This window comes from Leucobacter musarum subsp. musarum (assembly GCF_001273845.1).
Lineage (GTDB): Bacteria > Actinomycetota > Actinomycetes > Actinomycetales > Microbacteriaceae > Leucobacter > Leucobacter musarum.
Genome location: NZ_JHBW01000067.1, coordinates 119,142 through 131,471, shown reverse-complemented (window position 1 = coordinate 131,471; position 12,330 = coordinate 119,142). Strand labels below are relative to the sequence as shown.

Genomic DNA, 12,330 nt, shown 5'->3' with positions numbered 1-12,330 from the left:
CTGCAGCACCGGAGCTTCGGCTGCCGTGCTCGTTTGGGGTTCCACTCGATTGACCTCACTGTCATCGTTCTTCTGCCACTCATGTGACCGTTCACATCGTGGATGATGTTACGCCGAGTGTCAAGACGTTGTGGGGTGATTACAGAATCGTTACCGACGTGTTGCCAGCGCAGTTGTGGACTCTCGCACGATGAGCTCGGGGCTGAGCAATTCGAAGACCGGCGGTTCGTGTCGATCGATCGACGCGAGCAGGTGCGTCACCGCCCGCCGCCCGAGCTCCGCGAAGTTGACCCGCACCGTCGAGAGCGTCGGCCACACATGCGCTGCGACCGGGATGTCGTCGAAGCCGATGACGCAGATATCGTCGGGCACGCGCACCCCGGCATCGCGAAACCCGTGCATGAGCCCGACGGCCATGAGATCGTTCGCGGCGAAGATCGCCGTCACATCTCGCCGCCCCGCGAGCTCGCGCCCCGCGAAGTGCCCGAAATCGGCCGTCCAATCGCCGCGCACCGGGGGCAGCGCCGAGAGGTCGGCCTCGAACATCGCATCGAGATAGCCGCGCATGCGCGACTCCGCTTCGATCCAGTCTTGCGGGCCGGCGATGTGCAGAATGTCGCTGTGACCGAGACCGATCAGGTGCTCCACCGCCATGCGCGCACCGAGAACCTGATCGGACGCGACGCTTTCGGCGCTGCCGCCCGTCGACGTCTGCAGGCTCACGATCGGCACGGTCAAGCCCAGGCCCCCGATGACGTTGTACACGCGCATCTGTGGAGCCAACACAATAATGCCGTCGACCTGTTCGTGCTGCAGCAGGCGCACAGCCTCGCCGATCGCCTCCGGGGTCGAATCGGGGAGATTCAGGGTGCTGATCGAATACCCGCGTTCACGCGCCGCCTGCTCGATCGCGACGATTGCCGAGGTGGTGCCGTATTCGCCCACGGTCGCCGACAGGATGCCCAGCAGATTGGTGCGAGCCGAGGCCAGGGCACGGGCGGCCAGATTGGGGCGGTAGTCGAGGGTGCGTATGGCATCGAGCACCCGCTGGCGCGTCTCCGTACGAATGCTCGGGTGGTCGTTGAGTACGCGAGACACGGTCTGATGCGAGACGGAGGCGAGGCGCGCGACATCACGGATGCTGGCCGGCTTGGCCCGCGCTTCTCCGTTACCGGACATCAGGGCCTCCGCGCTGAAACTCGAATGTGCACGTTCACATTACTCGACGGACCCGAGATGCGAAACGAGGATCACCCAGGGTGCGCGGCTCGAACAGCCGATTTAGAGGTCGTCGGCGTCGAGAATCGTGTAGGCGTACCCCTGCTCGGCAAGGAAGCGCTGGCGGTTCTGCGCGAAGTCTTGATCGACCGTGTCGCGCGTGATCAGCGTGTAGAACGACGCCGTCGCACCGTTCGACTTCGGGCGCAGCAGGCGGCCGAGGCGCTGGGCCTCCTCTTGCCGCGAACCGAAGGAGCCCGAGATCTGAATAGCGACCGAGGCGTCGGGCAGGTCGACGGAGAAGTTCGCGACCTTCGAGACGACGAGGATCTTCTCTTCGCCCGAGCGGAACGCCTGGAATAGTCGCTCGCGCTCGTCGACGGGGGTCTGGCCGGTGATCAGCGGCGAGCCGAGCGCCTCGGCCATCGACTCCAATTGATCGATGTACTGGCCGATGACCAGGGTGCTCTCGCCCGGGTGGCGATCGATGATGCGACGAGCGATGGGCTGCTTGATGAGCGCGCTCGACGCGATGCGGTAGCGATCCTGATCTTCGGCGACGGCGTAGTCGAGGCGCTCGGCCTCACCGAAATCGACGCGCACCTCGAAGCATGCGGCAGGCGCGATGAACCCCTGCGCCTCGATGTCTTTCCACGCGGCGTCGTAGCGCTTCGGGCCGATGAGGCTGAAGACATCGCCCTCGCGCCCGTCTTCGCGCACGAGCGTTGCGGTTAGGCCGAGGCGGCGGCGCGCCTGCAGCTCGGCGGTGAGCTTGAAGACGGGAGCCGGCAGCAGGTGGACCTCGTCGTAGACGATGACCCCCCAGTCTTCGGCATCGAGCAGCGACAGGTGCGCGTACTCGCCTTTTCGTCGACTGGTGAGAATCTGATAGGTCGCGATGGTGACGGGCTTGACCTCTTTCACCTGGCCCGAGTACTCGCCGATCTCGTCTTCGGTGAGGTTGGTGCGACGCAGCAGTTCATCTCGCCACTGGCGGGCGGAGACGGCGTTCGTCACCAGGATCAAGGTCTTCGCGCCGACCGCGGCCATCGAGGCGGCGCCGACGATCGTTTTGCCGGCGCCACAGGGCAGCACGACGACGCCTGAACCGCCCCGCTGGAACGCTTCGACCGCTTTCGCCTGGTAGTCGCGCAGCTCCCAGCCGTCTTCGGCCAGAGCGATGTCGTACGGTTCGCCGGGACGATAGCCCGCGAGATCTTCGGCGGGCCAGCCGCGTGCGACGAGCTGCTGCTTGAGTTCGCCGCGCGCCCACGCTTCGACGGGGAAGGTGTGCTCATCGATGCGGTTGCCGAGCAGCGGCGCAATTTTCTTCGCACTCGCGACTTCACGCAGCACCATCGGATCTTCGGAGCGCAGCACGAGCTGGGTGGCGGGCTCGTCGGGAGTGCCGTCGGCGGCGGCCTCGGCGGCATCGCCGGGCAGTGGTGCGCGCTCGATGGTCAAACGGCCGTAGCGGCGCATCGTGTCTTCGATCTCGGATGCGACCCCGCTCGGCACCGGAAACTTCGCGTACCGATTGAGGGTGTCGAGAATCTCGTCGGCCGTGTGCCCGGCGGCGCGCGCATTCCACAGCCCGAGTCGTGTGACGCGGTACGTGTGGATGTGCTCGGGAGCGCGCTCGAGCTCGGCGAAGACGGCCAGCGCGTGTCGGGCGTCTTCGGCATCGGGATGGGCGACCTCGAGCAGTACGGTGTGGTCGCTCTGCACGATGAGGGGACCGAGAGTCATAACGAGCGAGTCTACCGGGGAACGCTGAACCGGGGGTGGCCGCGCCGCTCCCGGGGGAGCCGGTCGGGGTCGACTCGGAGCGCCTCGAAGCTAGACGGGTTCGACTGAAGTGATCATGCTCACCGGGAAGGTGCGCTCGACCCCGGCTGCCTGATCGGCTGCGCGCAGTCGCCCCGCGTTTACAGAAACGGGGAGCAGCGTGAACGTGCGCACCTGCCCACGCGCCTCGGCGGTGACGAGCACGGCGCTGCGATCCCGAATCGCGAGTTCGAGGCGCCGGGTGAAGTCCCCCGTGCCCGGCTCGGAGCGCGCGGCGGAGTAGACACGATCGACCAGGTCGCGCAGGGGTGCGGCGAGCGGGGGGTCAGCATCGGCCGGGTGCGGCGGTGCGCTGCGTTCCGGATCGCCGACGCGCGCGAGTTGTGGCGCGCCCGAGCGCAGCGCGGCGTCGTGCGACGTGGCGTGATACCGGGCGTCGGCGAGAGCCGCCAGCACGTGATCGGCACTCAGCCGGGAGAACAGCTCGGTGTCGGACCTCGCAGAGCGGTGCAGCTGCAGGTGCTGCAGTGAGCGGTCGACGAGCAGCGTGCTCGCGACCTCTGCCCGCGCCAGCGAGATGCGGGTGCGCCCCTCATCGCCCGCATACTCGCCGACCACGATGCCGCCGACACGGGCGCCCAGCGATTCGATGAGGTATTCGAGGGGTTGGGGGATACCGGTGAGCGAGATGCGGGAGAACGCCTCGCGTGCGGACTCGGGAGTGAGCCCGCGCTCATAGGCTTCGGCAATGGAAGTTTCGGAGACGCGGCGAGTGGAGGCGACGCCGATGTGCTCGGGGCGTGCCAGCGCGGCCAACACGGCTTCATCGGCGGGGTCGAGCGGCCCGGGAACCACGACGCTGAGGTCGGGCTGTACATAGACTCCGACTGCGGGGTCGGGCATTGCACCCCGCACCGCTGCGGAGACATCGCCGCCTGCGAGGAGCCCGTCGGCGACCGGGGTCAATGCTCCTCCGAAGGTGAGACCGAGGTGCTCGGTGCTTCGCACGTACTCCGATACCGCTTCCAGATCGGCGCTGGGCAGCAGCGGGTAGCGGTGCGGGATCGACGCCGCGAGGAGCCCCAGGTGCTGGCCGGGTGCTCCGACGCGTTCCCACTCGACCCGCAACGGTCCAGGCATTGCGGCAGCTGCGGCGGTCGCCAGGTGCAGCCATCGCTGCACGTGGTCGAGTGCCAGCCACTCGCTCGACCGGGCAGCCGTGATGAGGAGCTGGTCGTCGGCGAGTGACGCGATCAGTTCGGTGCGCAGCAGTGCTGACAGGGTGAGAGCGACGTCGGAAGCGTCGACGCCCGTGGAATCGGCGATCTGCTTCACCGTGGCCACCGCGATGGTGCCGGTGCGGTTGAGTCGACCGGGCCGATCGCGCAATGTGCGCAGCGCCTCCGCGGATTGACCAACGGCCGTGAGCGCCGATGTGAACCAGGCGCTCGTATCGTGCGCCTGCTCGGGGGTGCTCGCCGTCGTCGGCTCTGAGAGCTGCTCGGGTGATACACCATGGGCAGCCAAGGCTTCATCCAGGACCGCGTCGACTTCGGGAAGCCGAACGAGTGCCCCGGCCTCGGTTCCGAGCAGGCCGAGAGAGAGCAGCCGTGACACCTGTGCAGGCCCGGACACCTGATGCAGCGCGGATAGGAGGCCGCGATCGAGGGGAGCGATCGCCCGAGCGATGGAGTCGGGTTTCAGGAGGTCGGCCGCGAAACCGATCGGATCGGACACGCTCGATGGGGAGAACGGGCGCCGCGCCCGGGCGAGAGCCGTGAGCGCGCCGCGATCCATCTCCGCAATAGCGGAGGCGAGCGCGAGTGTGCCGCTCATGGCAACGGACCCGGTCTAGCGACCGGTGAGCTTCCGAGCTTCGTGGCGCCGCCGCCGCTGCGTCAGGATCAGCAGAATGATGAGCAGCGCGAAGCCGATGGGCAGCCCGATCATCGAGATGCCGTACACGACCGGCCAGAACCCCTCGGCGAGTGCGCGTCGATCGTTGAGGCCGACGATCAGCGTTCCAAAGAAGGAGAGGAGCGCGATCGCGATGATCGAGAGCGAGGCATACGCCAGAATGCGCTCGATGAGCGTCGGCGTGCTGGGTTCAGTGGACATCCGCTCCATTTTATCGGGTTTCAGGCTCCGCGTGGTGGCAGCATCCCCCGCTAGAATTGGCTGGATGTGTGGGCACCCGCGCTCGCCGACCGGCGTGAGCGAAACGCGGGGATGCCCATCGAAACGGAGAGGGACGAGGCATGCCGAACGGCAAGGTCAGGTTCTATGACGAAGACAAGGGCTTCGGGTTCATCCAGGGCGATGACGGGTCGCAGGTGTACTTGCACGCCTCGGTGCTGCCCGCGGACGCCGAGGTGCAGGCCGGAACGCGTCTCGAGTACAGCGTCGCCGATGGGCGCCGCGGCCCGCAGGCGCTGTCGGTGCGCGTGATCGATACGCCGCGCATGGTGAAGCGCAGCCGCAAGTCGGCCGATGAGATGTCAGTGATCATCGAGGACTTGGTCAAGCTGCTGGACGGCCTCGGAGGGCGCCTCAAGAACGGGCAATACCCGGAGCGCTCGCAGTCGCGCACGGTGGCGACCATGCTGCGTCGAGTAGCGGATGATTTCGATGTCTGAGGCCCTGACCCCGGACTCGGTGCTGCTCGCGGCGACGGAACAGGCGCGCTCAGCACTGCTCGAGATTACTCCGGCCGACTCGATCGGCAGCCACGACGGGTATGTCGTCGAAGGCGAACACGTGCTCACGCAGTTCTTCGAGTGCCGACTGCCCGGGTATCCCGGGTGGCGCTGGGCCGCCACGCTGACCCGCACCAGTGAAGAGGCCCCAATCACCGTGCTTGAAGTCGAACTGCTGCCGGGCGAGGGTGCAGTGATTGCACCCGAGTGGGTGCCGTGGTCGGAACGGCTCGCGCAGTATCGCGATGCCCAGTCGCGCCAATCAGGCGGCGACGAGGGTGATGAGCACGATAACGACGACCTCGACGACGAGTTCGATGCTGACGAGGATGATCTGGACGACGAGCTCGAGCTTGATGCCGACGCGGCGAGTGACGTCGACCTCGATGACGACGAGGACGACGATGAAGGGCTCGCCGACGACGCTGACGACACCGAGCTCTTCGCCGGCGACACCGACGACGTTGATGATGACGACGATGACACCGACGGTGATGACGCTGACGACGATGACGCTGAAGGCGGTGACACCCACCGCCGCTGATGCTGGGTGAACACGCCCTTGGGTGCCTCGATCAGGCACGAAAATCCCCTGTACCGCTCATGCGGTGCAGGGGATTTTTGTGTTTGATCAGGCATTTGTGCGCCCTCTGAAAAGTTGCGTAATTCTTACGGATCCCCTGGAAGAGCGAAAAATCTACCGTTATCGCGAGGGGTAGCCAGCGTTGCGGTAGAAGCGTGATGCATCCCTGTGAAGCAATCGAAACGGGGTCATCATGCAGCAGCTCAACCGCCCGAAGCGGGGACGGCACGGCCAGGCATCCCGGCACGCCTTCGTTCGGTGGGAGCGCCGGGCCGTCACGGGCGTCGCCACGCTGGCAGCGTGCGCAATCGCACTGGTCGGCGCGTCACCCGCGCTCGCCGAATCCGCGGCCAACGACGGTCATCAGGTCACGCAGTCTCAGGAACCGACGACGTCGACTCCGGACACCACCGCGGCACCCACCGCCGAAGCACCCAACGATGCAGCAACTGATGTTGTCGCGCCCGAGACTGCCGAGGCGGCCGACACAGCGGTCGATCCGGCCCCCATCACCGAGACGCCTTCCACCGAAGCGCCCGCGCCCGAGGCCCCCGTGGTCGAGACGCCCGCGGCGGATCCGCTCGCGGCACCGTTCCTCCGGTGGACTGCGGTCGACGCGACCGGGGCGGCTGTCTCCCCGACCGCCTTTACGGTGGTCGGCGCACGCGATTCCCAGGTGGTTGCCGACGGCACGGCTGAGTGGGCCTCAGCGGTGCAGGGCACCGTAGTCGACAACACCGGTCAGAGCGACTACGTCGGAGCCGATCTCGATCCGACGCCCGGTGCGTTCCTCGTGAAGCAGCTCGCTTCCGACGCCGACGCCAGTGCGGTCGTCGACGTCGCCGCCGACCGGACGTTCCGCGTGCGCCCGAGTCAGGTTGCCGCCGGGTTCCAGAGCGGCGATGCGGCGTCGTGGACGGAGATCGCTACCGAGGCGAATGCCGACGCAGTGGCGACGCAGGTCGCGATCGTCGCAACGCCCAAATCGGTCACGACGCCGACACCGCGCACCAAGGCTCGGGCAACCGCGCAGTCGCTCGTTACCGCAGCCGCCGCTGCAGTGCAGCCGGTCTGCACCGCAGGATACGTCTACGCGGTTACCGCGGGTGGCCAGATGCAGCAGATCGCCCCGAACGGCACAGTGACCTCGTTCGGCTCGCCGGCATCCAACGTCTCGAACTTCAATGGCCTCGGCATCAGCAGCGGTGGCACCTCGGCGTACGCGATCATGCGCAGCGCCAGCGGTGGTACTGACCAGAACGGCACCGTGTACGTGTTCAACACGGCAACGGGCACCTGGAGCTCGACCGGTGCGAACTCGGGCAACACGTCGACGAACCTGGTCGCCGGTGCCGTCAGTCTCAGCAACGGACGCTACTACTTCGGCGGATTCACCGACGGCGGCAACTTCCGCCTGTACGAGTACAACCCCGCTGCGTCGACGCCCATCTCGTTCAAGGGCACGATTGCGATCAACTCTGGATCTGCGGCGAACGGCGACATCGCTTTCGATGCGGCCGGCAACCTCTTCGTCGTGCGCGGCGAAAACAACACGACCACGATCTACAGTGTGACGGCAGCAAACCTCGCCGCGGCGAATGGCGGCACCATCTCTGCGGCGGTCTCGGCGAGCCGCACCACCATGGATAGCGTCAACGGCGTCGCCTTCGACGCTTCAGGAAAGGGCTATCTCGGCTCTTCGAACGAAATGCGTTCGTACAACATGCCCGGCTGGTCGAACATGGCAGTGGCCGCGACGACAGGGCTCAGTAGCACCGACCTCGCGAGCTGCTCGTCGCCTCCCACCATCACGCTTGAGAAGTTCATCGATGGTCAGCGTGTGAAGTCGACCGACCAGTTCGCGCTCACCCTGACGCAGGGGTCGCAGGTCATCGGCACGGCGACGACGACCGGTACCGCCTCGGGCCTGCAGGGCCAGCGCGTCGGGCCAATCCCGACCGTACGCGGAGTCGAACTCACCTTCACGGAAACCGCCGCCGGCGGCACCGACCTGTCGCAGTACGCCTCGAGCTACCGCTGCCTCGTCGACGGTGTGCAGACCACGCAGGGCACCGCGACGACCGGCAAGATCACGATTCCCGCCGGCGGGCAGGCGGTGGAGTGCCGATTCTTCAACGCGCCTCTCGTCGCCCAGGTCACGATCCACAAGGATGTGACCGACGTGAACGGGCAGAACCCGACGCCGCGCTCCGGCTGGACGGTGGGGGCAACGGCCACACCCGCCAGCGGTTCGACTCTGGTCGCGAGCACGAACGCGGTCACGCAGACCACCAGCACCTCGGGCGACGCCTCATGGTCGTACACCTTCGGCGCCAAGGCGCAGTCGGCCACCATTGCGGTGAACGAGCAGAACGGCGGCGACTACGAGTTCCAAAGCGGAAGCTGCCTCGTGACGCACCTCGATGGCACGACGGCCACAACCGCACTGACCGGCCCCAATGCCACGCAGATCGCGGGCGTCGTTCCCGGAGACCGCGTCGACTGCACCTACGTGAATCGACTGAAGGCCCCGAAGCTCACGCTGGTCAAGAAGATGGACAACACCCGTGGCGGCACCAGCGTCGTCTCGGATTGGACCCTCACGGCGACCGGCCCCACCACGATCTCGGGCAAGACCACGCAGGCTGCGGTCACCTCGGCACCCGTTACTGCGGGCAGCTACACGCTGACCGAGACCGGCCCTGGCGGGTACACGGCCAGCGCCTGGACCTGCACGAACGGGCAGACGGCGCTCACGGTGTCTGCCGCAGGCGTCGTGCAGATCGCGAACGCGGCCGACGTCACCTGCACGATCACCAACAGTGACCGGCCGGGGGCGGTGAAGTGGTCGAAGACCGCGCAGGCGGGCGGTGCACTGCTGAACGGTTCCGAGTGGAAGATCACCGGCCCCGGCATGGGCGCTTCGGGCACCGCGATCACCGATTGCACTGCCACACCCTGCACCGGACCCGATACCGACGCAGCCGCAGGCCGCTTCGCACTCGGCAACCTGAACTGGGGCACGTACACGGTGACCGAGACGAAAGCCCCTCCGGGGTACGTCATCGGGGCGCAGTTCACCTTCACGGTTGATGCGAGCAACGCCGGCACCGTGATCGATAAGGGCGCGCAGACGAACAAGCAGCAGTCCGCGGTCGTCGTTCCCCTCACCGGTGGCCTCGGCGCCGATGCATTCACCCTCGGCGGACTCGGCGTCGCAGCGCTCGCCGTGATCACCGGCCTGGTCGCGCGAGGCATCCGCCGCGCACGCACCCAATGACCTATCCACGCTTTTCAGAACACCCATACCCGGGTCCGTGTGCTCACGGCCCATAGAGAGGAAATCATCATGACTCGCAAGAATCGCGAAGGGATCGCCCGCCGGGCGATCGCCATCGCCGGCGCCGCCGCTCTGGCGCTGCTCGCAACCGTTGGTGTCGGCTCTGCGGCCCAGGCCGCGGACCCGAGCACGTCGAACATCACCGGCACCGTGGGCTCGCTCACGATCCACAAGCACGCCGGTGACCCGGGCGTCGCCGGCGACGGCAAGGTCATCAACTCCCCGTCAGCGATCTCCGCGCTCGGCGCCGGGCTCGACGGCGTCACGTTCAAGATCGACCGGGTGGCATTCAACGGTACTCCGATCGATCTCACGACCTCGACCGGTTGGGATCAGACGAAGGTCAGCGGAAACTCGCTCACCCCGGCTGACGTGACCGGCAGTGCGGCAAAGGCCGGTTACAGCGTTGTGGCCGCCAGCACCCCCACGGTGACGACCGCAGGCGGCGGACTCGCGACTGCGAGCAACCTGCCCTACGGCCTGTACCTCGTCACCGAGACCAGCCCCGGCACGAACCCGGTCGTCTCGCCGGCGCAGCCGTTCCTGGTGTCAGTGCCGTTCCCGAGTTCGACCGACAGCACGTGGATCTACGACGTGAACGTCTACCCGAAGAACAAGCTGAACACGACGGTACCAACCAAGACGGTTTCGGCTCCTGACGATGTGAAGCTCGGCTCCACGGTCAAGTGGACGGTCTCGACCGCAGTGCCCGCCCTCGGCGCAGGCGACACCTACCGCAAGTTCGTCATCACCGATCAGCTCGATTCGCGCCTCGGTCTCACCGCCGTCGACGTGAAGCTGAACGGTACGGCGCTGGTGCGCGACACCGACTACACGCTCAGCCCCACCACGCTGCCCGCAGCGAACGGCGCCAACGTCATCGTCACCTTCACCCCCGCCGGGCTGCTCAAGCTCGACAGCACAAAGACGGTCACGGTCGACTACTCCACCAAGGTCAACTCGCTCGGCGACGGCAAGATCCTGAACCAGGCGTTCGTCAACACCAACGACTCGGTCCGCGAGACCAACAAGCCGCAGACCAACTGGGGCGGGCTCAAGATCGTGAAGACCTCGGCGAAGACCCCCGCGCAGACCCTGAAGGGCGCGGAGTTCACGCTGCACACCTCGAACACCGACGCCTCGAAGGTGACCTCGGTCGGCACCCTCACCACGAACGACGCCGGTGAAATCACCATCGACGGTCTCTGGGTCGGCAACGACGCTACGGTCTCGAAGGACTACTGGGTCAAGGAGACCAAGGCGCCCGCGGGCTACGTGCTTCCTACGGACAGCACGGTCTGGACCAAGATCACTGTGACCGCCGATGCGATCACCTCCGTCACCCCCGTCACCATCAAGAACACCCAGCAGTCGGTGCCGAACCTGCCGCTCACCGGCTCGACCGGAACCATGATCTTCATGGCCGGAGGCATCGCACTCGTGGCGATGGCTGGTGGCGCAGCGCTCGCCGCATCGCGCCGCAAGCAGCGGGCCGCGAACTAACCGCGATCCGGCCACGGAACGGGGGCGGCCCACCAGCCGCCCCCGATCCCGGCCATCACTCCTGAAGCACACCCAGCACCGCATCGAATCTCGAGAGGGGAGGATCCCATGAGCATCACGACCGCACCGCGTCCGAGCGCACCGCGCCACGCACACGCATCGGTTCGACGCACCTGGCGGTTCCCTCGCCTCGCGATGGTGATCTCGGTGCTGGCACTCATCGGCGTGCTGATCTTCATGTACCCGAGCGTGGCCAATTGGTTGTCTCAGCTGGAGCAGGCTCGCGTCATCGCCTCGGTCGGCGGTGCAGAGCAGCAGGAGACCCCGACGCAGCTCTCCAACGAGCTTGCGCGAGCACAGGCCTACAACGACGACCTCGTCGGTGGGGCTCTGCTCGCGGAGAACGCGCGGGTGCCACAGGGCACCGGCGTCGCGAGCGGCAACGGCGATTACGCCGATTTGCTGCGCGCCGACGCCGACGGAGCCATGGGGCGCCTGCGCATTCCGAAGATCAATGTCGACCTGCCGATCTACCACGGCACCGACGACGCGACGCTCGCGAAGGGCGTGGGGCATCTGGAGGGCACGTCACTCCCGATCGGTGGCGAGTCGCAGCACTCCGTGCTGACCGCGCACCGCGGGCTGGCGTCGTCCGAGCTGTTCACGCACCTCGATCGTCTCGCGGTCGGCGACACCTTCACGATCGAGGTCTTCGGACAGGTACTCACGTACCGGGTGACGACCACGGAGGTCGTCGAACCCGAAGACACGGCATCACTCTTTCCTGAATACGGCAAGGATCTCGTCACCCTGGTGACGTGCACCCCGCTGGGCATCAACACCCATCGCATCCTCGTGACCGCAGAGCGAGTGACGCCGACTCCGCAGGCCGATCTCGATCGTGCCGGATCAGCATCCGATCAGCCGGGGTTCCCGTGGTGGGCTGTCGGGCTCGCGGCGACGATCATACTGCTCGGCGCCTACGTATACCGCTCGGGCATTCATACCTCGGAGGTCCAGTCGGGCCCCCGAACCCAGACCGGAGCGGCTGACGGCCTTCCTCTGTCGGCTGCTCCGCCCCCAGCGGGTGCTCCATCGTCTGCATACCCCTTACCCCGCAGCGATGGACACCCGCGCCCCGCCGAGCCTGGAACACCCCCCTTGTAAGCCGGGCTCGGCGGCTCAACGACGACGGGCCGGGT

At 66.8% G+C, this 12,330-nt stretch carries 9 protein-coding genes; 5 read left to right on the top strand and 4 right to left on the bottom strand.

The window, feature by feature from the left end:
- Positions 1 to 150: 150 nt before the first annotated feature.
- From CH42_RS06005 to CH42_RS05990, 4 genes are all read right to left on the bottom strand, one after another.
- Positions 151 to 1,179 carry a LacI family DNA-binding transcriptional regulator gene (locus tag CH42_RS06005; RefSeq protein WP_053352308.1) on the bottom strand — a complete coding sequence of 343 codons (1,029 nt, stop codon included), beginning with the start codon at positions 1,177 to 1,179 and terminating at the stop codon, positions 151 to 153.
- Positions 1,180 to 1,281: 102 nt separating this feature from the next.
- On the bottom strand, positions 1,282 to 2,967 hold the full coding sequence (locus tag CH42_RS06000) for a DNA repair helicase XPB (RefSeq protein ID WP_053352307.1): 1,686 nt from the start codon (positions 2,965 to 2,967) through the stop codon (positions 1,282 to 1,284).
- Between the two features lie 90 nt (positions 2,968 to 3,057).
- A complete protein-coding gene (locus CH42_RS05995) occupies positions 3,058 to 4,842 on the bottom strand; it encodes a helicase-associated domain-containing protein (protein WP_053352306.1) in 1,785 nt (594 codons plus the stop codon).
- A 15-nt stretch (positions 4,843 to 4,857) separates the two neighbouring features.
- The gene (locus CH42_RS05990) at positions 4,858 to 5,124 is read right to left on the bottom strand and encodes a hypothetical protein (protein WP_053352305.1); all 267 of its coding nucleotides are present in this window, start codon (positions 5,122 to 5,124) and stop codon (positions 4,858 to 4,860) included.
- A gap of 140 nt (positions 5,125 to 5,264) precedes the next feature.
- Here CH42_RS05990 and CH42_RS05985 point away from each other — a divergent pair, with 140 nt between their 5' ends.
- The 5 genes from CH42_RS05985 (at position 5,265) to CH42_RS05965 (ending at position 12,295) form a co-directional block, all read left to right on the top strand.
- Complete coding sequence (locus CH42_RS05985) at positions 5,265 to 5,642, top strand: cold-shock protein (RefSeq protein ID WP_053352304.1); 378 nt, start codon at positions 5,265 to 5,267, stop codon at positions 5,640 to 5,642.
- Positions 5,635 to 6,246 carry a DUF3027 domain-containing protein gene (locus CH42_RS05980; RefSeq protein ID WP_053352303.1) on the top strand — a complete coding sequence of 204 codons (612 nt, stop codon included), beginning with the start codon at positions 5,635 to 5,637 and terminating at the stop codon, positions 6,244 to 6,246. Before CH42_RS05985 ends, CH42_RS05980 begins: the two co-directional genes overlap by 8 nt.
- A 232-nt stretch (positions 6,247 to 6,478) precedes the next feature.
- Positions 6,479 to 9,565, top strand: coding sequence for a SpaA isopeptide-forming pilin-related protein (locus CH42_RS05975; protein WP_053352302.1), 3,087 nt, complete (start codon positions 6,479 to 6,481; stop codon positions 9,563 to 9,565).
- 69 nt (positions 9,566 to 9,634) lie between these two features.
- Positions 9,635 to 11,128 (top strand): SpaH/EbpB family LPXTG-anchored major pilin, encoded by a 1,494-nt coding sequence (locus tag CH42_RS05970; RefSeq protein WP_053352301.1) that lies wholly within the window; start codon positions 9,635 to 9,637, stop codon positions 11,126 to 11,128.
- Positions 11,129 to 11,236: 108 nt separating this feature from the next.
- Entirely contained in the window at positions 11,237 to 12,295 is a 1,059-nt protein-coding gene (locus CH42_RS05965; protein WP_075205260.1) for a class C sortase, read from the top strand.
- Positions 12,296 to 12,330: the final 35 nt, after the last annotated feature.